The following is a 23,188-nucleotide window of genomic DNA, read 5'->3' as shown; positions in this document are numbered from 1 at the left end:
TCCGTCGGGTCGACGAATGAGACATTTCGCCCCTCACCACACGAGAACGGGTTTGATGACGCGCCCCGACGCTTGATCTTCGACGGCTTTGTTGATGTCGGAGAAGGCGTAGCGCGTCACCAAGCGGTCGATCGGAAACCGGCCACCAGTGAAGAGTTCGACGAGTTCGGGGATGAACGTCGAGACTTCCGACTCTCCTTCGATGCATCCTCGAATTGTCTTTCCGCTCAGCATGATGTCGGCCATGTTCACCTCGACCGTGGATGCTCCGAGTCCGACTACCGCCAGTGTTCCCCGTGCTCGAAGTGATGTGACGGCTTGATTGATCACGGAGCCGATTCCGGTGGTGTCGAGGGAATGCGTCGAACCTCCGTCGGTGGCGGCGCGGACCGCGTCGAGCGCATCTTCATTCGAGGGATCGACAGTGACGGCGCCGAATTCCTCGGCGAGTTCGCGCCGCTGCGCAACGGGGTCCACGGCGACCAGGGTGGAAACGCCGGCAGCCCTCGCCGCCAGCAGCGCTGCGAGTCCGACGCTGCCTGCCCCGAAAACGGCAAACGTCGAGTCGGGCTCGGGGCGAAGTAGATTCAGCACGGCACCCGCGCCGGTTTGAAACCCGCAGCCGAGCGGAGCCGCGACGGTCAGGTCCACCGCAGGATCGACGACGACGGTGTTGTCGGCAGAGGCGATGACGTATTCCGCGAAGCTGGACTGGCCGAAGAATGCGGACCGTATCGGAGTTCCGTTTCGCCGGACCGGCGTCGAGCCGTCGGTGCGTGCGCCAGAGCTGTTGAGCCCGTGTGAGCTTTCGCAGTACGCCCGATGGCCGTTGAGGCATTGCCTGCATACACCGCAACTGCGGTAGCTCAGCAATACGTGATCACCAGCCGCGATGTTGTCGATCGACGAGCCAACGGCTTGCACCACGCCGGCGCCTTCGTGTCCGAACACGCAGGGCCCGAGCTTTTCCGGTAGCACCGTCTTCGTGAACAGATCCGTGTGGCACAGGCCTGTCGCGACGATGCGAACCAGGATCTCGTCTGCGCGGGGTTCGTCGATCTCGACGGTGTCGAGTGTGAAGAGGGAGTGCGGGCCGTGTGAGAGCGCCGCTGTCATCTGCATGGCGGACGTCGAATTCTGTTCGGCGCGAATCACGCTCGCTCGAGCAGGAAGTAGTAGTGCTGTCCGCCGTCGAGAACCAACGCCGATTTTCCGTTCATGATGCCCATGAGCGTCGAATCGTCGACTTTCTTGAAATGGTCGAAGATCGGCGCGCCGTCGTAGACCATCGTCGCCGTGACTTCGCCACGAAACTCGATGTTCCACAGACTTGCCTCGCCATTGCCGCTCTTGACGTCGGAGTAGAGGTTGCCGTCTTCGTCTCGGCAGATCAACGGCTTGGCATCCTCGACGGAATTGAAAGTCTTGCCGTACCAGCGGCTCGCGAACAGTTTTTCGTGCAGACGATGACCGGTGGCGAAGTCGTCGCCCTTCCATTCGCCGAGGATTTCTTCGGCGGCAACGGTTTCCAGCGCGGCCCACACTTCGTCGAGTTCTGCTGGTGAAACACCACTTTCCGATCCACGGAGCCGGGTGAATGCGGTTCGAGCGTCATCGAGATTCATGTCTCTCCTTGCGTCGGCGGGTGAGTTGGCCGAAGTTCGCGAACCAAATTGTTCGTCAACTCTGCACGCTACGCCGAACCGGATGGTTCGGCAACGGTCGATTCGTTCTAGGCTGTGAACATGCGCTCAGCAGGGGAAGCCACGAGAGACCGCATTCTGGCGGCCGCAAAGGACGAATTTGCGACGTACGGCCTGGCCGGCGCGCGGATCAATCGGATCGCCGCGCAAGCGCGTGCCAGCAAGGACCGTCTCTACGCGTACTTCGCGAGCAAGGAAGAGTTGTTTTCTGCCGTCACTGAGCAATGGACGTCCGAAACCACAGCGGAGACAGCGCTACGAGGTGATGATCTGCCGGGGTATGCAGGTCGACTCTTCGACAACTACGTCGCGCATCCCGAGAACGCTCGATTGCAGCAATGGGCGGATCTCGAAGCACCGGACGTCATGAGCGAGGACGACATACGAAGCAAGACGTTCCGGCCGAAGGTAGCCGAGATTCGCAAAGGTCAACTCGAGGGACACATCGACCCCGAGTGGAATCCCGCGGAGTTGATTCTGTTGATCACCGACATCGCCCGGATGTTCGCGCTCAAGTCGTCCCGTCCCGTCGCTCAGCGTCGCGAGGCTGCGGTCGGGGCGGTTCAGCGGTTGATCGCGACGTGACGAACCGGATGTGCAACGTGATCAATGGCCAACGCCGCGTTCCCTTGTGCTCTCGCACGAGGGGACGCGGCGTTGAATTCCAGTTCGGAGCGGGTCAGAGCTTGACCGACGGCTGACCACTCCTGATACGACTTACCTCGGATCGAGCGAATTCGACTCGGCCGGTGTTGGTTCCGTGGGAGTCTGCCAGAGCGTCGGCGAGGTCTGCCGCGGCTTCGAGGACGTATTCGGCGCGTTTACGGGCCGCGTGTCCGCCTGCAGATTTGCGGAAAGCCCTGCGTGCCTTGTGGTCGCCGCACAGAGCGACGAATTCTTCGTCCGTGATGACACCACGGTCGACTTCCGGTGCCAGGATGTCGCTCAGGAACTGGCGTTCACGTGGAACCGTCATTCGAAACACGCGGACCACGAGGGTCAATGCAGCGGCGACCATGACAAAGAAGAGCGGAAAGCGGAGTGCATTCTTGCCTTGTGTCAAGGCACCGGCGGAATCCCACAGGCCGTGGAGCAGCATCGCGGTCGCCATCAGCGCGAGTCCGCGCCCCACACGACGCGGTTCCGCCGGCCGTCCCAGTAGATAGACGAGTCCGGCACCGAAGATCGCACTGTACAGAGTGTGTGCGGCCACTCCGAATACCATGCGGAGGATGATCGTCGGCATTGCAGCGCCGACCGGATCGGCTCCGAACTGCGACGCGGCCGAGTTCAAGGCGTACAGAACGTCTTCGAAGATCTGGAAGCCGAGTCCGATGAAGGCGCCGAGGATGAATCCGTCGAATGCGGTGCGCACCAATCGAGATGCCAGTGCGATGAGCAGGAGCAACCCGATGCCCTTGGCGATTTCTTCGGTGAACGGAGCTGTCAGGCCGGGGCCCCAGTCCGATGCCCACGCCTGTCCGAATGTCTTGGCGTACAAGGACAAGATGGCGTCGTTGGCGTTTGCGGCCATCACCCATGTAGCGGCGAAGCTGCCCCACAGGAACGCAACGACGATCAGTTTGACCGGTTGGCGCGCGTACCTGTCGATGTGCTGCGTGAACCACCAGAAGATGGCGCCGTACACACCGAACAGCACCAGCGAAAGCGCGATGGCTTCTCCGTAAGCGCCGGCGGACGACGACAGCAGCGAGAAGAATTTGAAGGCGCCGCTCACCACCAAAGCGAGGTAAACCCAGAAAGCGGCGTTGCGCGGCTGGTAGAACGTGAACGACCTACCCCAACCGGAGTTCTCGATCGCACCGGCGCGGGTGAGGAGATCGTTTGCGGGTTGTGTTGTGGGAGTGCTCATCAGGAACCCTCTCCGGCTCGGTGGCTGATGCTCACGATCATGTGAGCAATGTCGTCCGTGATGGTCGGAGCCACATCGCTCGGCCCGGTGGAGACAACTTCGATGCCTTTTCCGTCGACGACAAATGCTGCGATCACGCCGTCGGCAGTCGAGTTCGAGTAGCTGGTGATGACACCACGAATGCCGCTCGCCGTGGTGATCGAGGAAGAGTCGCCGCTGACGCGCAAAGACTCTGCTGTTGCCAGGGCGTCCGAGGTCTTCTTGATCTGTTCGAGTAGAGCGTTCGCGTCACCGGCGAAGGGTGCCGTGTAGACGGTGAACAGTGCACCGCTGTTCACCAGAGTTGCGCGCTGCGGGAACGAACCGGAGACGGGAGCATCAGTTTCGCGGACCCCGTCTGTGATTCCCCAGCCGACGGCGGGAACGAAGGTGATGCCGTCTTTGAGTTCCATGACATCCCCGGCCACGACTTCGTCGTCGTAGGCGACAGAGTTGTTGACGGCCGGGATGATGATGCTCATGACTATCGCAACGGCCAGCACTATCGCTGCCGGGATGATGGTCACTCGGTCCAGGCCGAACCATCTACGGTCGACGGGAACCCAGCGATCCTCGGGTTCGAATGGCGTCCGCGGCGGGTCGTCCCGCACTGTGGTTTCCGTTTCGGTCATGTTTGCCCGGGCTTTCGTGAGTGCTTGGTAAGGCGTTCGCGGGCCGCAGTATCCGATTTGTACTGCACGCCGTTTGTGCTGGGTCGACAGCGAATCTGAGGAGTGCGCCTCAGGGGGTAAAAGTATCAAACAGAACGATTCAGGCAGGACGTGAACCTGGACATCGCTTTGGGGGATTTTCGAAAGGCGCCGGCCCCGGCGTCTGCACGATGTTTACGTGATTCTCAGTATTGGTGCGTAGCTTGGTCGTTGGCTCGTTGACGCCCTCGGGATGTTGACGTGCCGCCCAAACTTTTGTTGTCGACTGTTCAGATACTGGTGAGCTAAAGGATCGCGGCCGGCCACCCGTACTGAATATCGTCGACACTCAGCGTGTTCCTTCGGCGCGCGCACCTGTTCAGTATCTGGAGTGGAACCGTGTCTCAGTGGCCGTGCCAATGAAGATCTCGAAGAAGGTAGCCCTGGTGCTGGTGGCTGCATTCGCGTTGACGTTGGGTTCGGGGGAAGTCGGAACCGCCCGCGCAGACACGCCTGTCCGGGTGAGTGTGGCCGGTCATGTTGTGAGCGCCGGACACTTCGAGCAAGTGCGGCGCCCGAACCGATGTGTGAAGGCTGGGCCGGGGAAGTCGAAACCGAGCGAGCAGAAGTCCGCGAATCGCAGTGGGCGTCGAGGTAGCGGGGGATGCTTCTGACGTGGTTGCGAAGTTCCGCAATCAGCCGTCCTGAATCTGTAACACGTTCTAATCTTGCGTGATGGACGTGACCTATGAGGGGACCAAACGCGAAGTCGCTACCGACAAGGGGACTTTGCGCTATCACGAGGCGGGCGATGGTCCGCCGTTGATCCTGTTGCACGGCTCAGGGATCGGTGTGAGTGGTTGGCGGAACTATCGGGGGAACCTCGAGGTATTCGCGAAGCATTTCCACTGCTACATCCTCGAGTTCCCGGGTTTCGGCGTGAGCGATCCCGTCGACGGCCATCCGGTGATCACGGCAGCGTCGTCGGTGATCCGATTCATGGACGCGCTGGGAATCGAATCGGCTGCGATGATCGGCAATTCGATGGGTGGGGTAGTCGGCGTCAACGTCGCGATGAGGTTCCCGGAGCGTGTCTGCAGGCTGGTCACCATCGGTGGCGTCGGCCCGAACATCTTCAGTCAGAACCCAAGTGAAGGTACCCGTCTCCTCCAGGACTTCGCCGACGCTCCCAGCCGTGAGAAGTTGGTTCGATGGCTCGAATGCATGGTGTACGACAAGACTGTCGTCACCGAGGCGCGGATCGAGGAACGATGGGAAACGGCCAACGATCCGGCCTCGCACCAGGCATTGACCGCGATGTACGGATCCAAAGCCTTTGCCGCTCAGCAGCAGATGATGTCCAACTCGGATGTGCCGCCGTACTGGTCGATGATGCACAAGGTGCAATGCCCGACCTTGCTGACATGGGGGCTCGACGACAGGCAGTGTCCACCGGACATGCCGATGATTCCGATGCGACTGATTCCGAACGCCGAACTGCATGTATTCCCGAACTGCGGGCACTGGGTGATGATCGAAGCCAAGGAGGCATTCGAGCGCGTGACCCTCGAGTTCCTGCTTCGATGACCTGCTGATGCATTCACGTGGCACGGATTGATGTGGCACGAACGCACAAGACCCGGCGCCTCCGAATGAGGCGCCGGGTCTGTGTTTGTGCCCCCAGTAGGACTCGAACCTACGACCTGCGGATTAAAAGTCCGTAGCTCTACCAACTGAGCTATAGGGGCGCGGCGCAGAGTCTAACGGGACCGCAGAGTCCGTGAAAACACCACCCCCACCAGAAGGGCGATTCCGATGACGGCGATGGTCCCGCCCGTGCGATGCAGACCCGCGTCGTCGATGGTTCCGCGCATGGTCAGCTCGATGACGACGGCCGCAAGGTTGGCGCCGATGTACTGGATTGTTCGGTACAGGCCGATCGCGGTCCCGACGTCGGCGGAGGTGGTCACCGAGTTGATCAGGTTCTGGTTTCCCATGTTGTTGAAGCCGTTGGGGATGCCCAGGATCGCCGCTATCAGCAGGAGTGCCACAAGGGGAGTCGAACTAGATTCGACAAAGGCGATCAGAATCCCGCCGACAGCCAACGCGGCGGTGCCGATCAGGAGGGTGATTCGTGCGCCGAATTTCCCGTACACCCTGGACGCGGACATGGTCGCGAAGATCCCGACCGCAGCGACGGGCAGCATGAAGAGCCCGGCGCTGATCGGTGACATTCCGCGGGCTACCTGTAGCCACTGGGGGAGTCCGAAGAAGATGCAGTAGAACGCTGTGTAAGTCAGCAGGGTCCGGCCGAGAGTCATGCTCAGTGCGCGGTTTCGGGCGATGGCACGGACGTCGATGAACGCCGAGGTGGTTCGACGTTCCCACCAGACGAACAGGAACACGAAGAGGGCCGTCGACGGGACGAGATACCACTTCGCGTGCTCGGCGAGAGACAGGAGGAAGAGCATCGTCGACGTCGTCAGGGCCAGAAACAGCGTGATACCGAGTGGGTCGAGTGACTTGAACAACGCAGCGGCGCCGGCCCGGTCGGGCAGGGCGGAGTCGCTCGGAGCGGCGAAGAAGACCCATATGGCAGTGACGACGACAAGCGGGAGGTTCACCCACATGATCGACTGCCAACCGAGTGTGCCGACCAGCAACCCGCCGAGAGTAGGCCCCAGCGCGACGACCGATTGAGCGCAAATGGTGAGTGTTGCTATAGCTGAACGGGTTTGAGCCCGGTGACGGTCAGCGTATTCGCGGATGACGGTCATCGCATTCGGATACTGTGTCGCCGTGCCGATTCCGAGCAGAATCCGCGCCGCGATAAGCCAACCCAGCGACGGGGCGAGCGAGCCGAGGATCGATCCGGCAGCGATCAGACCCAATCCCGCCAGATAGACGCGTTTGGCGCCGAGGATCGATCCGAGTCGGCCAGCCGCCGGTGCCGTGACTGCAGTCGCGATGTAGAGAGCCGAGATGACCCACGCTGTGCCCGAACTGGAACCGAAGTATGTAGCGATCGGGACGATTGCCACCGCAATCATCGACGAGTTCAGTGCCTGAAGGACGGTTCCCGAACCGAGAGCAAGACTCAGTTTCAGGGGAACGGAGGCTTGGGGTGTCGACGTTTCGGCGACGGCGGTCACGGGTTCATCAGTGACTCCTCTGATATCGGTGTCGATGCTGATGGCGGGGAAGCGTCCTGGCCTAGTGTGCGCAGGATGCGGCCGGCGATCAGCAGCAAGTCACGCTCGGCTTCGGTGCACTCGGCGTCGATGACCTCGGCCAGCCACTGCGTGCGTTTCGTTCGGTCTTCGTGAAGGGTCGATGTGCCTAGTTCGGTCATCGTGACCAGGGCCGCGCGGCCGTCCGATGGATCCGCCCTTCGCGTCACCATGCCCTGTTCCTCGAGCGCGGCCACGGTCTTGGCGATGGATTGCGGTGTGACGCGCTCGAATTTCGCCAACGCTTTTGCGGTCAACGGACCTTGTCGGTCGAGGTGGCCGAGAGCTTGGATCTGGCTCGGCGTGAGTTTGTGGTCGTGGCGTTTGGTGCGAAGACGCCGGACGAAGGCACCCAGATCGTCCCAAAGTACGTCGATCTCGTCACGAGTCTTGCTGCGACCCTCGCCATCGTTCATTTAGACAGTCTAACTGTGTTATTTCGATGCTGCCAGCACGGTTTCGACAAAAACTGGGGAATAAACAATCGCATTAGTTGTTTAAAACCTTGGGATTGCCGTTCATCCGTCGGTGAAGCAGTTCCGTCTGCGAGGTCGGATTATCGGAATCTCGGACACGAAAAAGCTCGGATGCGCACCCCCTGCAGCGCACCCGAGCGGCCAAAACCATACCACTTGGTGTCTTTTGAGCATAAAGTCGGTTGTTGTCCCCCGAACAGCGGATTGCCTCTAGTACTTTTGGCGGGTATCGCTCTAGTCCTTACGTAGGGTGTGTTGGAGGGGATATTGTGAGGTTTCGGGGGATGACAGGCGCCGATCACGGCGATTCTGCGTACCAACTCTGCGAGAGGCACAACACCGTAAATGGCACGTCAACAAGAGCGTGCGCGGCGTACCCGCGCCGCCCTGGTCGAAGCGGCTGCAGTCGAATTCGCCAAGCGCGGCTATGCAGCTGCGTCGGTGAACACGATCCTCGAGGGCTCCCGCGCCACCAAAGGCGCCATGTATTTCCATTTCCAGTCCAAGGAAGAGTTGGCGCGAGCGGTTCTGACCTCGGCTATCGAAACCTTCACTGGAATCACTGATCGTTGGGCCAAGAGAACAGACCTCGATCCATTCGTCGCATTGCACGGGCTCGTGCTCGACATTGCCGAGGTCTTCCGTACCGAGGTAATCGTGCAGGCGGAATTCCGGCTGATCATCGAGCCGGAGTTCTACAAGGATGTGCAATCTGGTGGCGGGCAGGTCTGGGGAAAGACCGCCTACGAGTTGGCATTGCGCGCCAAGGACGACGGTTTGCTCCGCGAAGACGTGGACCCGGAGAAATTCACGCGCGTACTGGCAGCTAGCCTTGCCGGCCAGCGGTACATGGCGGACCTGATTGCCTCGAGTGGCGATCTGGGTGTGTGGTTCGAGGAGTCCCTCGAAGTGGTGCTCGAAGCCATGGCCACACCGGAGTGGTTGGAGAAGTTTCATCGCGACGGCTGGCCACAAGTGGAGTTCCCCGACGCGGAATAGTCCACTTTTCGCCCATGACCAGGCGATTTGTGATTTCCGAACGCTGTGCCATAAGCTATCCAAGCTCCCAACGGAACGCCGTTGGGGTACTAGTTCGGAGAGATCCGGCGGGCCCCCTTCGTCTAGCGGCCTAGGACGCCGCCCTTTCAAGGCGGTAGCGCGGGTTCGAATCCCGTAGGGGGTACGTTTTGCGAAAGCGAAACGATGCAGTATGGTTTGACCCGCACGACACGCTTTGAGATGCACAAATGCCAGGCCAGGACAGTGGTTTGGGAGCGGCTCGAAGATGTAGTACGGTTTCACAGCAAGGAAAAAGCAAGGCCCTGTGGCGCAGTTGGTTAGCGCGCCGCCCTGTCACGGCGGAGGTCGCGGGTTCGAGTCCCGTCAGGGTCGCAAAGCTTTGTTCTCAATCAATTGGTTGAGAACAAAGCAATGCGATAGGCATTCGGTTCGGGTGCCGTCCGGCCAGGTAGCTCAGTTGGTACGAGCGTCCGCCTGAAAAGCGGAAGGTCGCCGGTTCGATCCCGGCCCTGGCCACCATAATTCTTATCGACAAGCTCCAATCTCATGTTCTTCGAACATAAGGTTGGAGCTTTTTCGTGTTCGGATGTCAGTCGCCGTCAACCACTCGGCCCGATCATCTCAGTTGTGCGCATCCTTTGTCTCCGTGAATGTTTCCGGTCACCGGGAACGTGCTGGGCGTCACTCCACAGAGGACATCACTATTAGCCGATTGCGGCCGATCCGTGGCTGCGTCTACTGGAAGTGAGGTGGAATCTCCGTGTCGCACTCGAGATCTTGGCGCATCGGGAAAGTCAGCCGGGTCGCCGTCGCGTTGCTCGGTACCGGGGTTCTGTTGGTGGGCTGCGCGAGCAACGGTGACGACAGCGGGACCGATACGACGAACACGTCGGGGGACGTCGTGACCGGCATGGTCAACGAGCAACCGGACCCAGGCGACGCGGTCGCCGGCGGGACCATGACGTACGGCGTGCAGGTTCTCGTTCCCTCACTTGACCCGACCAAGACGGCAGCGCGCGGCGGTTCCGGCGGTGAGGCCTTCGCTGCGGTGTACGACGTCCTGATGAGTTACGACACTGCGAGCGGCGAGTTCGAGCCCAAGTTGGCTGAATCGCTCGATACCAGCGACGACGGAAGCACGTGGACGTTGAAACTTCGCGACGGTGTGAAGTTCAGCGACGGTTCCGCGCTCGACGCCAACGCCGTGATTGCAAGCATCGATCGGTACAACGCGGGCAAGGGCAATGGCGCCGAGTTGTGGCTGGCTTCGGTGGAATCGGCGCAGGCAAGCGGCCCCACGACGGTCGACTTCAAGCTGAAGACGCCGTGGATGCGCTTTCCGTCGATGCTCGCTCTCGGGCACGGGATGATCGTCGCCCCGAGTTCGCAGCAAGGCGACAAGTTCACCGCGGTGGGTGCCGGACCCTTTACCGAAGATCTCTTCACGCCGAGCGTCGAGCGAATCTTCAAGGCCAACCCGTCCTACTACGGCGGCGCTCCCAAGCTGGACAAACTGCGGATGGTTGCACTTAACGGTCCGCAGGCCAATCTCGAATCATTGAACAGTGGTCAGCTCGATGTTGCCTACATTCGCGGCCTTACTTCGGCGATCAATTCCGCCAAGTCCGCTGGTTACCCCGGTTACATCGACGTGCTCAACGCCGGTAGTGCCGAGATTGTCAACAATCGTGAAGGCCGACCGGGCTCGGATGTTCGCGTTCGCCAGGCTATCGGCTACGCGCTGGACACGACATTGATCGATCAGCGCGTGGAAAACGGTGAGGGACTGCCTGGCTCGGAGTTGTTCGGTCCGACGTCGCAATGGCACGTAGACACACCGGGTATTGCCTACGACCCCGAAAAGGCCAAGGAACTTCTGAATCAGGCGAAGGCAGACGGATACGACGGCACTCTCGACTACGTCGTGCTCAGTGAGCCCAAGGACCACGCGATCGGCCTCGCCGTGCAGTCACTGTTGCAGGCCGTCGGGTTCGAGGTGAACTTGATCTTGGCCAACAACGCCGGCGACATCGTGCAGAACGTCTACGTCAAGCACGATTTCGACCTGGCGCACGCGGGCATCGGAATGTACGAGTCGATTCTCGATCTCGGATTGTTCTCCACGACCAACAGCACCTCGATGGCGAATACTGCTGGATATGCGAACCCGGCGATGGATCAGCTGATCGCAGATCTACAACAAGCCAAGGATAATTCGTCGACCCTGGCGATCATCGGCAAGATTCAGACGCTGTGGAACGAGACGGTTCCGTCGGCGCCGATCGGCGGGCTCACGTCGTTCTGGGCTTGGCAGAAGAACGTGCACGGTGTGGTTCCGACTGCAACCGGCATCATGCTGTTCGATCAGGCATGGATGGGCGCGAAGTAGCGTTCCAGCGCACACCGAGAGCCCCGTCCGACGCGAGTCGGGCGGGGCTCTTTGGTGTCTACGTCGGCTAGCGTTGCGCAACCCTTTCGATCAGGATGATTGTATTGAAATATGTTGTAGGTCAATATGATTCGTAAAGTGCGATTTGACTTGTTCAGCGTCGCCCGCATAGATTGCATCCACCATCCAGAGTGGCTGAGAGACCTGGCTCGATGATGCCGCAGCAACCCGCTACCTAACCGCAGTGTGGGTGCTACCGCCAGGACCGATGGAGGACACATGACTGTATTTGCCGTGGGTATCGAACTGGACGGCGAGGGCACTCACCCCGCTGCCTGGCGCCGAAGCTCACATCGCCCGGATCAGTTGCTCACGGGTAAGGCTGTGCGCGATCGCGTCGCGGCTGCCGAGAATGCGGGCTTCACCTTCGCGACGTTCGACGATTCCATCCTCCCTCCGAGTGGTGACGTTGTCGGCCGCATCGATGCCGTCTCCAGGGCGTCATACGTGGCGGCGACGACCAGCACGATCGGACTGGTCCCCGTCGTCGGGACCACGTACGCCGAACCGTTCCACACCTCTTCGCAATTGGCGACATTGGACTACTCCTCGCGTGGGCGTGGCGGCTGGCTTGCTGTTCCGGTCGAAGACGATGCCGCGGCGAGGGCGTGGGGGAGGGCTCCGGTAACGACGGAGTCGGCGCGTCAGCAGGAGCAGCGGGATTCGGTTACCGTCGTGACAGATCTCTGGGATTCGTGGGAGGACGACGCCGTCGTCCGTGACTATCTCAGTGGGCGTTTCCTCGAGCGTGATCGTCTGCATTACGTCAATTTCGAGGGCGACACCTTCTCGGTGAAGGGGCCGTCAATCGTTCCGCGGCCGCCGCAAGGCCAGTTGGTGGTGTTCGGCCGCTACGGCGCCATCGAACCACACCAGGCCGATGTTGTTCTCGTTTCCGGTGATTCGGTGGAGGCCATTGCACAGTCGGCTGCCAAGGCGCGCGATGAGGGCGCGTCATTGGTGGTCGCCGAGGTCGATGTGGCATTCGATACGCCGAATCTGTCTGCGGCGCAGCGGTTGATCGAGCTGAACTCGTACGGGAATGCCGTCGTCACTGGCCGACTGCACCTGGCTGCAGATCCGGGGGAAGCGGCCGCAGTTGTCGAAGAGCTGGGCCGGCACCTCGACGGTGTTCATTTTCACCCTCTCGTGATCGACGAGGACCTTCCGGTGCTGGCCAAATTCGTGCTTCCGGCGCTGTCGAAGTCCGGGTTGACGCGACGCCCGGTTCCGGGATCGACTCTGAGGGGCAACCTCGGCCTGCAGCGGCCCGCAAATCGATTCGTCCACTCCTCCTGACTTGACTTCGCGCTAAGGACATTTCGGCTATGACTGCATCACGCTCCGCCGTACCTCGACCCGACGCTCACGTTCACTTCGGCGTCTTCTTCCAAGGGGTCAACCACACCACCATCTGGTCCGATTCCTCGAGCGGATCCCAGATCGACTTCGAGACGTTTCGGCGGTTGGTACTCACCGCCGAGCGAGGCCTGTTCGACGCCTTCTTCCTCGGTGAGGGCCTTCGCCTTCGCGAGCAGAACGGCAAGATTCTCGATCTGGATATCGCCGGCCGCCCCGACGCCATTGCGCAGTTGGCCGCCCTCGCCGGTATCACCGACAAGATCGGGCTGGTCGCGACACAGAACACCACGTACAACGAACCGGCCGACCTCGCCCGTCGACTCTCCGGCCTCGATCTACTTTCCGACGGACGGGCCGGCTGGAACGCGGTGACCACCGACAACGCTTGGACGGGAGAGAATTTCCGTCGCGGTGGTTTCCTCGACCACGCCCTGCGCTACGAGCGTGCCGGGCAGTTCATCGAAACCGCGCGGGCACTGTGGGATTCGTGGGCCGACGACGCGATCTCGGACTCTCGCACGTCCGAGAACTGGTCGACTCCGGGAGCCGTGAGCGACGTACGCCGCCAGACTTCGCAGTTCGACATCACCGTGACGCCGACGCTTCCCCGCAGCAGACAGGGACATCCGGTCATCTTTCAAGCGGGCGATTCGCCGACTGGACGCGATTTCGCGGCGACGCACGCCGACGTCATCTTCTCGCGACACGGGACGCATTTCGACGGCGCGCTCGACTTCGCCGACGACATTCGGGCTCGGTTGCGTAGCGTCGGGCGACCGGAGGACGACGTCAAGATCCTGCCCAGCACGCAGATCGTGTTGGCGGAGAACGAGTCCGAGGTCGAGGAGAAGGCGCGGTGGGTCCTCGAAGGTCAGTTCACCGGTCAAACCGCACTGTCCCTCGTCGGATTGGTGTGGGGGAAGGACCTTTCCGACCGAGACCCGGACGGTCCACTACCGGAGGAAGATCCGGTTGCCCGCCCGGTGTCCGAGACGCGCGGTTCCGCACGAGACGGCAACGACCCCATTGCGGTTGCACGTGAATGGCGGGCTCTCGCCGAGGCAAAGAATCTGTCCCTACGTCAGGTCGCCATCGAGACCTCGCAGCGTTCGGGTTTTGCGGGCACTCCGGGGCAGGTCGCAGATCAGTTGGTTCATTGGGTGCGCAACGGAGCTTCGGACGGCTTCAACATCTCGCCGTACCTGGTGCCGACCGGGCTCGACGAGATCGTCGACTGGTTGATCCCGGAACTGCAGGAGCGTGGGGCGTACCGCACCGAGTACTCCACGTCGACGCTGCGAGAGCACTTGGGGTTGCGACCGCCGCTCACGCGTCGGGCCGCGTCTGAAGCTGCGGGGTAACGGGTCCTGTCCCACACGGTCACAGCGGCGGCCGAATCCACCAAGCTCGATTCGGCCGTCCGCTGGGAGATCATCGTCTGCGTAGCCGCGGGCTTCACCACTCTTCTCGATTCGGCGGTGCTCGGAATCGGGGTTCCGTCGATCCGGGCGTCGCTGGGCGCGTCGACCTCCGAGGTGCAGTGGATCCTTGCGAGCTATTCGCTGACTTTCGGCTTGGCCCTTGTGCCGGCGGGCCGACTCGGTGACGTCGTCGGGCGTCGACGCTTGTTCTTGGCGGGGCTGAGCATTTTCGCTGTGATGGGAATCCTCGGAGCATGTGCGTCGGATCCGTCGATGATCGTGTTGGCTCGTCTTGGGCAGGGGATCGGCGCAGGCACCATCAGTTCGCAGGTGCTCGGCATCATCACCGACCGGGTGTCCGGAAAGGCTCGGGCGAAGGCGTTAGGCGCGTACAGCACCGCGGGTGGTCTGGCCGGCGTTTCCGGACCGATCCTCGGTGGCGTTCTGCTGAAGTATTCCGACTCCGACTTCGGATGGCGGTTGCTTCTCGTTCTCAACGTGCCGTTTGCCGTGATCACTCTGATTTTGGCGTTTCGCTTTCTGCGCCGTGATCGAACTACCCGATCAGGCGCATCGATCGATCCGGTTGGGCTGTGTCTGCTGGCGACTACGACCGGGCTCCTGTTGTGGCCCATCGTGACCCGAACCAGTGTCACTGTGGCTGCGGCTTTCCTGATCGGTGCGTTCGGCGCTGCCGTTGCCTTCTGGTTCTGGGAACGTCGGTACGCCGAGCGCGGCGGGACGCCGGTACTGCTTCCGTCGTTGATCGCCTCACGGGGCTTCCGGTTGGGTACGACGGTTGCACTCTTCTGGTTCGGATCCATCCTCGCCGTCAACGCGGTGCTCAGCCTCTATCTGATCGAAGGTTTGGGCTTCGCCCCGCTGAGTGCGGCGTTGATCATGACCGGTAGCTCACTCGCGATGGCATTGACGTCGGCTCTCGGATGGCGGCTGGTTGCCAGGTTTGGCCGAAGTGCAGTGGTTTTTGCCATAGTCGGCGAGATCCTTGTCATCCTCGGGTACATCGCAGCGGTCAATCTGATTCCGCGGGAACATCTGATCCCGGTGCTGGTGGTCCTGGCGGTGTTGTCGGGAGTTGCCAGCGGTTTGGTCGACGCGCCCAATCGGGTGCTGACTCTCGAATATGCACCGCCGGGCGCGAACGGTGTTGCGGCGGGTTTCCTTCAACTGTCTCAGCGCCTGTCAGCGACCATCTCGCTGGCCGCGGTATCGGGGTTGTATCTCGGTGTACTCGGATCGTCGCCCGACGGATACGGACGTGCGTTCGGGATCGCGCTTGCCGTCTGCGTGGTCATGTTGACGCTCTCGTTGGCGGGGGCGGTGGCAGACCGACGCCGGCGAAGGACGTGACCTGGTATTTCGTGGGTCTCCATGGACCTCGGGAGGCCGAGCCCGTGTGACTCATGGGACTTGTGTTACCCATGGGTTAGGAGTCGTGGGACGATACTTGTGTGGTGACCGGTCGCAGTGAAGACAAGCCCAACGGTCGCGGGAGTGGAGAGCCAGTTAACTCACCCCGTGGATCGTCGGACAAACGTGACCGCACATCGACACCCTTCCGCGCTCGAACGGCGATGTGGACGAATCGGCCACTGTTCGATTTCCATATGATCGTCGGTCTGGTCGTGCTGATCGTCGCGTTCGGACTGCTGATGGTGCTGTCGTCTTCGGGCGTCGAATCCTATGTTCTGTCCGGGACGTCCTACGCCCGCTTCTGGCCGCAGTGCATGTTCGCAGCGATCGGTTTGGTGATGTTCGTGGCGGTCGTGCGGCTGCCGACCGAAACGATGCGTAGAGCCTCACCATGGCTGCTGATCCTGTGTCTTGTTCTGCTTGTCCTGGTGCTGATTCCAGGTATCGGCTCGGAGCAGATGGGTGCTCGCAGCTGGTTTGTGATCGCGGGTATTTCTTTCCAGCCGTCGGAGCTGGCCAAACTTGCTCTGGCGATCTGGTCCGCGGCGACGGTTGCGTCGTTCATGAACGCGCGGATGGATGTCAACCGTGCGCTGCCGGTGATCGGCGGTACGACGCTGCTGGTTCTGGTTCTGGTGGTGTTGGAGAAGGACCTCGGAACCACGATCACGATCGGCATCATCTTCATGTCGGTGTTGTGGTTCGGGCTGTTCCGGATGAAGACGTTCATCAGCCTCACGCTCGGTTCCGCAGTCGCATTTCTCGTGCTCGGGCTTACTGCTGGTTACCGCTCGGATCGCATCAAGGCTTTCCTCAATCCTGATCTCGACCCGCAAGGCTTGAACTTCCAGAGCACTCAGGCCAAGTACGCCTTGGCGAACGGCGGCATCTTCGGTCGCGGTCTGGGGCAGTCCGACGCCAAATGGAGTTACCTCCCTCAGGCGCACAACGACTTCATTTTTGCCGTGATCGGTGAAGAGTTGGGTCTGGTCGGTGCGCTGATCGTCGTTGCTCTCTTCGCCGCGGTTCTGATCGTCGGACTGCGAATCGCGAAGCGGTCCACCGATCCGTTCCTCAAGGTCATGACGGCGACGGCAACGACGTTGATCGTCGTGCAGGCGTTCATCAACATCGCCTACGTCGTTGGCCTGATTCCGGTGACCGGTCTGCAACTACCGCTCATCTCGGCGGGCGGAACGTCGATGATCACCACCTTGCTGATGTTCGGGCTCATCGCGCACGCAGCCTTCCGTGAGCCCGAGGCTGTCGCCTCGGCCGAGAGCAGCGGTCGCGGTTGGATCCCGCTGGTCTTCGGCAAGCCTCGGTTCGGCATTGCCAAGAAGCCACAGACTGATCGACGTAGGCCGCCTGCTCGCCGCGCCCAGCCGGCCCCGACTGGTCAACGCCGACCGGAGCGACGGGCGCCGCAACCCGACAGGCGCCGGACTCAAGCGCCGGGCCGACGCGCACCGTCGCGCGACTGGTCGGAAGATCCACGTAGACGCGGCCGATCCGATCGGCCGCGGCGCGCTTCCTGATCTCGGCCAGTCCTACTGGCGGCCAGCTCGGAAGCGGGCAGTCATGCACCCGACGATTGCGTTGGGCGGCTACATTGGGAGTCGGCAAAACGACGTCTAATTAGGGTTGTGGACATGGCAGGTGGCGACAAGGCAGACCAGTCGGTGGTCGAACGTAGCTCGGTGACCGGACGTCGTACGACGCCGTCGCAACGAGCGCGTTTTCGCCGGATTGTCGACGCCGCAATGGAATCCGCCTCCGAAGGCGGCTACGACGCGGTGCAGATGCGATCGGTCGCCGATCGCGCCGGCGTCGCGATCGGCACTGTTTACCGGTATTTCCCGTCCAAGAACCACATGCTCGTCGTCGCATTGTTGTGGATGTTCGAGGGTTTGCGTGACAGATTCCAGGACTTTGTAATCCCGGGCGAGACTCCGTCGGACCGGATTCTGTTTGTGCTGCGCAAGAATACGGAGGTCCTCGAGACCGATCACCTCCGTTACGAAGCGTTGGTTCGGGCGTACATGTTCGCGGACGCGTCGGCGACTCCGGAACTCAACGCGCTCGGTGGGGTCGTGACCGAGATGTTCGCGAAGGCGATCGGCGTCGAGGAAGTCTCGCAACAGCAGATGGATGCGGTGAAGGTCATCGACGACGTCTGGATGTCGAGTCTGGTCTCGTGGGTTGCCGGCCGGATGACGACGGACGAGGTGATGGCGCACCTCGAACTTGCCGTGCGACTGGTCTTTCGCAAGTTGGGTGGATAGCGCTCAGACGGTGTAGCCGCCGTCGACGTTGAGCTTTTGACCGCTGATGAATCCGGCCGCGTCGCTTGCGAGGAAACATACTGCTTCGGCGATGTCGGCAGCTGATCCGAAGCGCTTCAACGGAATTCGGCTCATTGTCACGTCGAGTGCGCTCTGGTCGAGTTCGGCGGAGTTGATCAGTCGCTCCGCCATTCCGTCCGTCAACATGCCTGGTCCTACCGCGTTGAACCGAACGCCGTAGCGTCCTTCCTCTGCGGCGAATCCGCGAACAAGTTGTTCGACAGCCCCTTTGGTGCCTGCGGAGAGTCCGTCGCGCACGGGAAAACGATCCGTTGCCGCGGTTGTCACCGCTACCACCGAACCCGAGGATGCACGCAGCGCAGGCAGGGCGGTGTGGACGAGTGTGAAGAATGCCGCGGCTTCCTGGTTCAGTTGTTCGGTGAAGAACGCCGGCGTCACGCGCGAGAGGTGCGTCATCGGGACGTGCGGTCCCGCAGCGTGGACGAGGGTCGTCAATGCGCCCAGATCACTGACCGCATCGCGGACGGCGGCGCTGATCGACAGCTCGTCGGTCAAGTCGAGAGAATACGAGTGGACGAGCACGCCATGCGCTCGAATCTGCTCGCTCAGTTGCTCGGCAGCGTCCTTGTTGTTTCGGTAGGTGAAGGCGACGTCGTGCCCGCGTTCGGCGAGAGTAAGGGCGATCGCCGACCCGATTCCACCGGTTCCGCCGCTGACAAAAGCGGTGCGTGCTGCGCTCACAATGCCTCCAGAGGTGTGCCGTTCATAACCTAGCAAATGCTTGGTTGGGTTCTGTCTGGGAATATATCAGTACGCGAAGGACAGGCTCAGATTGCTATCGCAACCGGACTGATCGTCCTAATCTGTTGCCATGTCCGGAGACAGTGTGCAGTTGACCGACGGGGCGCCCGGTGGGGAATCGGAACCTCACGCACCGAGTTTGAACAATCGCCTGAATTGGCTGCGTGCAGGTGTTCTGGGGGCAAACGACGGAATCGTCTCGACCGCAGGCCTCGTGGTCGGTGTTGCGGCAGCCACAACCGAGCGCTCCGCGATCTTCACGGCCGGTTTCGCTGGCCTGGTTGCCGGCGCTGTGTCCATGGCGTTGGGTGAGTACGTCTCGGTCAGCGCTCAGCGAGACACCGAACGCGCACTCCTGCAGAAGGAGAAGAAGGAACTCCTCGAGACACCGGAGGCGGAACTCCAGGAACTGACCGAGATCTACGAGAACAAGGGATTGAGTCCGGAGACGGCCCGCCGCGTCGCCGAAGAATTGACCGAGCACGATGCTTTTGCGGCACACGTCGAAGTCGAATTGGGTATCGACCCGGACGATCTCACCAATCCATGGCATGCGGCGATTTCGTCGGCAATCTCGTTCACGATCGGCGCGGCGATCCCGTTGGTCGCAATCCTGTTGCCGCCGACGGGTATCCGCGTCCCCATCGCCTTCTTCGCAGTGCTGATCGCACTTGCACTGACCGGGACGATCAGCGCGACGCTCGGCGGAGCCCGCAAGACCAGAGCGGTGCTACGAGTGGTGATCGGCGGCGCGCTCGCGATGGCTGTGACCTACGGAGTAGGTCAGCTGGTGGGGACGGGCCTCGCCTGACCCCTGCTGTGCGCCTTTATTAACCGCGGGGGGTTAATAAAGGCGCACAGCAATTCAGGCGCGACAGATCATGACCGGCCCTGGCGCATGGTGCAGCAGATTCTGGCTGGTCGAGCCCATCACGGCGGCGGCCATCGCACTGCGGCCATGGCTTCCGACAACTATCAACTGCGCGTCGTCGGCGTACTTGAGCATGACGGGGGCGGCGGCGCCGGGTTCACTGATGCGGGTGACCGGCACGTCCGGGTACTGATCGGCCATGCCGGCCAGGTTCTCTGCCAGCAGTGCCGATTCCTCCTGCTCGACGGCCTCCCAGTCGATGAGGATTCCCGCTCCGCCCTCGCGGAAGGTGGACGAACCCTGCCAGGTGTGGACCGCGATAAGCGGCGCGTCGAACTGATCGGCATAACGAAACGCGTACTCGACGGCCTTCTTGCTCAACGCACTTCCGTCGACTCCGACGATGACGGGACGTTGATCCGGACCGGGATTCTCCGCCGAACCACGCCAGACGGTGACCGGACAGGTTGCGTGATTTGCCACCTTCAGTGCGGTCGATCCGAGCAGCCGCGAGCGCAGTGCACCGGATCCGGTCGACCCCATCACGATCAGGCGTGCGGTACCCGAGGATTCGAGGATGTGCGTCGACGCCGGGCCCGGTGCGATCTCGGATTCGATGGTCAGTTCCGGGAATTCAGCTGAAATCACCGCGGCGGCGGCATCGATGATCGCTTCGCCGTCTTCGCGGATCTGGCTGAGGAACTGCGACTGCAACATCACTGCAGCGGGACTGTAGATCGGGCCCTCCTGCGGCAGGGCATGCGCCAGAATCAGTCGTGAGTTCACCGCGTTCGCGACCGAGGCTGCCCACCGGGCCGCCGCCGTCGAGGCCTCGGATCCGTCGATACCGGCGACGACGTCCTGGTGTCCTGCAAGTGTGTTCATGTCTACTCCTCTGAAATGATCGAGATCGGTCGACTGGTTGCAGCCTGGTCACCAGAGTGACGACGCTGATTTGACGGCTTCCTTCCACGTCTTGCGGAGCAGTGTTGATTGCCCGTCGGCGATTTCCAGTTCTCGTCGGTAGGCCATGCCCAATCCGAAACTGGTGAGCGAGGTGTGCTCCTGCTCCGCAGCAATTTCGAGCAGGTGATGTTGGGCTACAACGGAATCCTGATGCTCGCCGAGAACATCCTGGAAGTGGCTGAAATGCTTCAAGGCGCGCTTGGCCCGGCTCTTCGACACCGGTTCCATGACCTCGATCGCGTACTTCATCCGCTTGGCGCCCTTGCGTGCGCGGTGCATTCGCTCGTCACGCTCGGTGCGGGTATCGGCATCGAAGACGTGATCGACTCGCTTACCGACCTTGTGAGCTAGATGGCGCAGGGTATGCGCCAGCTCTCGTGCCGACGCCTTTTTTCCTACACGGTGGGCGGCAGTGTCGAATTCGAGGTCGCCGACGTACTCGTCGAGTCGATCGAGCAGTGTGGTGTAGCGCTCGGAATCGAGCGCTTCGAGGGCGGTTTCCTGTGCGGTTTCACCGCTGGCCGAGAAGTACTCGTCGATTCGAGCGCGCACTGCTTCTCGCTCGGGCATCTCGTCGATTTCACCGAGTCGTTCCACGAGACGCTCCCACTGGACCTCGACGTCGCGGGCGTCACCGAACTTTCCACCGATCCACCGAAGATCCGTGATGAGATCGTCGGTCTTGGGGGAGTGACCGGCGTACGACTGTAGAGCGCTGCGGATACGACGTGCTGCGACCCGGAAGTCGTGAACGGCTTCGTCGTCGGCGCGGCGCGTGCCGAGATCCGCGGCGACCAGTGCGCGCAGTTGTTCGATGAGGTAATTACGCAACAGAATTCGCGGATTCGACGCTTTGCCAGTGGTGACCTCGTGGCCGACGTATGGAGTGACCGAAGTGCCCAGTGCTCGTTTGAGTTTGGACGGACTCGCAGAACGCTCGAGCCCCGCGTCCAGTAGAACCGACTCGATTGCATCGGCCAGGGCTTGCCCGCCTGCGCCTTGTTCGACCTCGACTTCCTGCCACGTCGACTCACCGGAACCGTCTGCCTTGCAGGCGATGACGGTGTCGGAGACCACTTCGGCAAGCAGAACACCGTTTTCGCCGTTGAGTCTGGTGCGCTCCCGATCGGTGATGATCAGGGCGACCGGCACCAGATCGTGACCGCGGATGACCGCCCGGATCAGACTCGCCAGCGGCGAGGGCACATCGGTGCTCTCGTCCGGGGGAAGCTGGATTTCGGTTCTAGTGTCCTCGCCTGCGGGAAGTTTCATGTGCCACCCCGCGTCGTCGCCGCCCTCACGCTTGCGCAGCGTGATCTTCTCGGCGAGTAACCGGTAGTCGGCGGTGTCGAAGTAGGTGGCAGAGAGCTGTATCGAGTCGTGGACCGGTTCGCCGACGACACCGGGAAGTCCACCCAGCGCGGGAACTTCCTGCTCGGCCGGCGCCTCGTACTTGCGCTCGATCTCCCGTACGGCTTCGGGTACGACGGCGGTCTTGCTCATCTGGTCTCCTCTTGCGGTGCGGTCTGCGCTTCCATCCTCCCGGTATCGGAGGCGCAGTGGAAGGGTCCGGGGTCCCTACGGCGAGTCGCCACGGCCTGATTCGTCCGGCCAGGACAGGGTCCGCCGACTTTCGAACCGTTGCAGCCGGCCGGTCGTGGGATCCTCGAACTCGAGAACCTTCGACAGCAGGCGCAGCGGGTTCGAATAATCCTCTGCGGCAACGTCGTAGAAGTCGGGATAGAAGTTGTCGCCGTGGATCGGGAGCCCGAGCGAGGTCATGTGCAGGCGAAGTTGATGGGTCTTGCCGGTATGGGGAGTCAACCGGTACCGCGCGAAGCCGTCTCGCGTCTCGATCAGTTCGATCCGCGACTCGCTGTTGGGTTCGCCCTCGATCTCCGCGGCCTTGAGCACGCCGCGTTCTTTCACGATGCGACTGCGCACGATCACGGGAGTGCTCACCTGCGCGTCGTAACGCGCGATGGCCTCGTATTCCTTGGTGACGCGGCGCTCGGCGAACATGGTCTGATAGCCGCGCCGGGCCGCCTGATGCACGGTGAACAGCAGCAGTCCTGCCGTGACGCGGTCGAGGCGATGCGCTGGACTCAACTCCGGCAGATCGAGATCCCGACGCAACCGCACCAAGGCCGATTCGGCGATGTATCGCCCGCGGGGCGTGCTCGCGAGAAAGTGCGGCTTGTCCACGACCAGGATGTTTTCGTCCCGGTAGAGGATGTCGATCTCGAACGGCACCCGCGCTTCGACGGGAGCGTCGCGGTACAGGTAGACGAAACGCCGGGGGGCGAAACCGCTCGTCTCGGTGATCGCGACGCCCTTCTCGTCGACGACCTCCCCGGCTGCGACTTTCTCCCGTAGGCGGACGGCGTCCTGGGGAAACCGTTCGAGCAGGTAGTCGAGCGTCGTCGCCCACATGCCGTCGTCTGGCTGACGGATGCGACTCGGGTTCAGGCCGTCGCGGACGGGAAGGGGAGATCGTGACACATCTTCAAAGCTAGCCGTCCGGGCGGCATCGAGACCTATTGACGACATATGGGACGGAAGTTACTATCCGGTAAGTTCGTGACGC

21 protein-coding genes, 4 tRNA genes and 1 riboswitch are annotated in these 23,188 nt (G+C 61.7%); of the genes, 14 read left to right on the top strand and 11 right to left on the bottom strand.

The genetic code is table 11. From position 1 onward, the window contains the following. Positions 1-33: 33 nt before the first annotated feature. Both GJB56_RS16395 and GJB56_RS16390 read right to left on the bottom strand, forming a co-directional pair. Complete coding sequence (locus tag GJB56_RS16395) at positions 34-1,122, bottom strand: NAD(P)-dependent alcohol dehydrogenase (protein ID WP_162793416.1); 1,089 nt, start codon at positions 1,120-1,122, stop codon at positions 34-36. 29 nt (positions 1,123-1,151) lie between these two features. After that, complete coding sequence (locus GJB56_RS16390) at positions 1,152-1,625, bottom strand: DUF4334 domain-containing protein (RefSeq protein ID WP_019745072.1); 474 nt, start codon at positions 1,623-1,625, stop codon at positions 1,152-1,154. A 120-nt stretch (positions 1,626-1,745) separates the two neighbouring features. On the opposite strand from GJB56_RS16390, the gene GJB56_RS16385 reads away from it, so the two are divergent. Then, entirely contained in the window at positions 1,746-2,288 is a 543-nt protein-coding gene (locus GJB56_RS16385) for a TetR/AcrR family transcriptional regulator (protein WP_029256113.1), read from the top strand. A 94-nt stretch (positions 2,289-2,382) separates the two neighbouring features. Here the strand turns inward: GJB56_RS16385 and GJB56_RS16380 are convergent, their stop codons facing one another. Together GJB56_RS16380 and GJB56_RS16375 are read right to left on the bottom strand one after the other, a co-directional pair. Continuing rightward, entirely contained in the window at positions 2,383-3,576 is a 1,194-nt protein-coding gene (locus tag GJB56_RS16380; RefSeq protein WP_113682467.1) for a PrsW family intramembrane metalloprotease, read from the bottom strand. Continuing rightward, the gene (locus GJB56_RS16375) at positions 3,576-4,247 is read right to left on the bottom strand and encodes a hypothetical protein (protein WP_020908910.1); all 672 of its coding nucleotides are present in this window, start codon (positions 4,245-4,247) and stop codon (positions 3,576-3,578) included. Before GJB56_RS16375 ends, GJB56_RS16380 begins: the two co-directional genes overlap by 1 nt. A 425-nt stretch (positions 4,248-4,672) precedes the next feature. On the opposite strand from GJB56_RS16375, the gene GJB56_RS16370 reads away from it, so the two are divergent. Together GJB56_RS16370 and GJB56_RS16365 are read left to right on the top strand one after the other, a co-directional pair. Beyond that, positions 4,673-4,939 (top strand): hypothetical protein, encoded by a 267-nt coding sequence (locus tag GJB56_RS16370; protein WP_020908909.1) that lies wholly within the window; start codon positions 4,673-4,675, stop codon positions 4,937-4,939. Between the two features lie 61 nt (positions 4,940-5,000). After that, on the top strand, positions 5,001-5,852 hold the full coding sequence (locus GJB56_RS16365) for an alpha/beta fold hydrolase (protein WP_047889850.1): 852 nt from the start codon (positions 5,001-5,003) through the stop codon (positions 5,850-5,852). 88 nt (positions 5,853-5,940) lie between these two features. Here the strand turns inward: GJB56_RS16365 and GJB56_RS16360 are convergent. The 3 genes from GJB56_RS16360 to GJB56_RS16350 form a co-directional block, all read right to left on the bottom strand. Further along, positions 5,941-6,013 (bottom strand) — tRNA-Lys (locus GJB56_RS16360). Positions 6,014-6,025: 12 nt separating this feature from the next. Beyond that, complete coding sequence (locus GJB56_RS16355; protein ID WP_113682466.1) at positions 6,026-7,417, bottom strand: MFS transporter; 1,392 nt, start codon at positions 7,415-7,417, stop codon at positions 6,026-6,028. Further along, on the bottom strand, positions 7,414-7,911 hold the full coding sequence (locus tag GJB56_RS16350) for a MarR family winged helix-turn-helix transcriptional regulator (protein ID WP_019745066.1): 498 nt from the start codon (positions 7,909-7,911) through the stop codon (positions 7,414-7,416). The genes GJB56_RS16355 and GJB56_RS16350 overlap by 4 nt, the downstream gene beginning before the upstream one ends. A gap of 405 nt (positions 7,912-8,316) precedes the next feature. Between GJB56_RS16350 and GJB56_RS16345 the strand changes: the two genes are divergently transcribed. From GJB56_RS16345 to GJB56_RS16300, 10 genes are all read left to right on the top strand, one after another. Continuing rightward, positions 8,317-8,970, top strand: a complete 654-nt coding sequence (locus GJB56_RS16345; protein WP_019745065.1) for a TetR family transcriptional regulator — start codon at positions 8,317-8,319, stop codon at positions 8,968-8,970. A 111-nt stretch (positions 8,971-9,081) separates the two neighbouring features. Further along, positions 9,082-9,154: transfer RNA gene (locus tag GJB56_RS16340), tRNA-Glu, on the top strand. 135 nt (positions 9,155-9,289) lie between these two features. Then, a tRNA-Asp gene (locus GJB56_RS16335) sits at positions 9,290-9,363 on the top strand. 70 nt (positions 9,364-9,433) lie between these two features. Next, positions 9,434-9,510, top strand: a tRNA-Phe gene (locus tag GJB56_RS16330). A gap of 241 nt (positions 9,511-9,751) precedes the next feature. Further along, on the top strand, positions 9,752-11,380 hold the full coding sequence (locus GJB56_RS16325; protein ID WP_019745064.1) for an ABC transporter substrate-binding protein: 1,629 nt from the start codon (positions 9,752-9,754) through the stop codon (positions 11,378-11,380). Positions 11,381-11,559: 179 nt separating this feature from the next. Next, positions 11,560-11,655: riboswitch (SAM riboswitch) on the top strand. 4 nt (positions 11,656-11,659) lie between these two features. Then, positions 11,660-12,739 carry an LLM class flavin-dependent oxidoreductase gene (locus GJB56_RS16320; RefSeq protein ID WP_020908903.1) on the top strand — a complete coding sequence of 360 codons (1,080 nt, stop codon included), beginning with the start codon at positions 11,660-11,662 and terminating at the stop codon, positions 12,737-12,739. A gap of 29 nt (positions 12,740-12,768) precedes the next feature. Next, positions 12,769-14,163, top strand: a complete 1,395-nt coding sequence (locus GJB56_RS16315; RefSeq protein ID WP_113682465.1) for an NtaA/DmoA family FMN-dependent monooxygenase — start codon at positions 12,769-12,771, stop codon at positions 14,161-14,163. Between the two features lie 117 nt (positions 14,164-14,280). Next, positions 14,281-15,594: an MFS transporter gene (locus GJB56_RS16310; RefSeq protein WP_230090993.1), complete on the top strand. Its 1,314-nt coding sequence runs from the start codon at positions 14,281-14,283 to the stop codon at positions 15,592-15,594. A gap of 224 nt (positions 15,595-15,818) precedes the next feature. Continuing rightward, the gene (gene ftsW / locus GJB56_RS16305; protein ID WP_020908900.1) at positions 15,819-17,195 is read left to right on the top strand and encodes a putative lipid II flippase FtsW; all 1,377 of its coding nucleotides are present in this window, start codon (positions 15,819-15,821) and stop codon (positions 17,193-17,195) included. A gap of 114 nt (positions 17,196-17,309) precedes the next feature. Further along, positions 17,310-17,942, top strand: a complete 633-nt coding sequence (locus tag GJB56_RS16300) for a TetR family transcriptional regulator (RefSeq protein ID WP_019745059.1) — start codon at positions 17,310-17,312, stop codon at positions 17,940-17,942. 3 nt (positions 17,943-17,945) lie between these two features. Here the strand turns inward: GJB56_RS16300 and GJB56_RS16295 are convergent, their stop codons facing one another. After that, entirely contained in the window at positions 17,946-18,704 is a 759-nt protein-coding gene (locus GJB56_RS16295; protein WP_021332128.1) for an SDR family NAD(P)-dependent oxidoreductase, read from the bottom strand. A gap of 130 nt (positions 18,705-18,834) precedes the next feature. On the opposite strand from GJB56_RS16295, the gene GJB56_RS16290 reads away from it, so the two are divergent. Next, on the top strand, positions 18,835-19,575 hold the full coding sequence (locus tag GJB56_RS16290) for a VIT1/CCC1 transporter family protein (protein WP_019745057.1): 741 nt from the start codon (positions 18,835-18,837) through the stop codon (positions 19,573-19,575). Between the two features lie 54 nt (positions 19,576-19,629). Here GJB56_RS16290 and GJB56_RS16285 read toward each other — a convergent pair whose 3' ends face one another. From GJB56_RS16285 to GJB56_RS16275, 3 genes are all read right to left on the bottom strand, one after another. Beyond that, positions 19,630-20,520: a universal stress protein gene (locus tag GJB56_RS16285; RefSeq protein WP_019745056.1), complete on the bottom strand. Its 891-nt coding sequence runs from the start codon at positions 20,518-20,520 to the stop codon at positions 19,630-19,632. Between the two features lie 48 nt (positions 20,521-20,568). After that, positions 20,569-22,104, bottom strand: coding sequence for a CYTH and CHAD domain-containing protein (locus tag GJB56_RS16280; RefSeq protein ID WP_113682463.1), 1,536 nt, complete (start codon positions 22,102-22,104; stop codon positions 20,569-20,571). A 75-nt stretch (positions 22,105-22,179) separates the two neighbouring features. Beyond that, positions 22,180-23,103 carry a pseudouridine synthase gene (locus tag GJB56_RS16275; protein ID WP_082148549.1) on the bottom strand — a complete coding sequence of 308 codons (924 nt, stop codon included), beginning with the start codon at positions 23,101-23,103 and terminating at the stop codon, positions 22,180-22,182. Positions 23,104-23,188: the final 85 nt, after the last annotated feature.

Source organism: Rhodococcus sp. AQ5-07 (assembly GCF_009707305.1).
Classification (GTDB): Bacteria; Actinomycetota; Actinomycetes; order Mycobacteriales; family Mycobacteriaceae; genus Rhodococcus_F; species Rhodococcus_F erythropolis.
The sequence above is the reverse complement of the archived record's forward strand: the minus strand, read 5'-3'. Positions and strand labels throughout refer to the sequence as shown.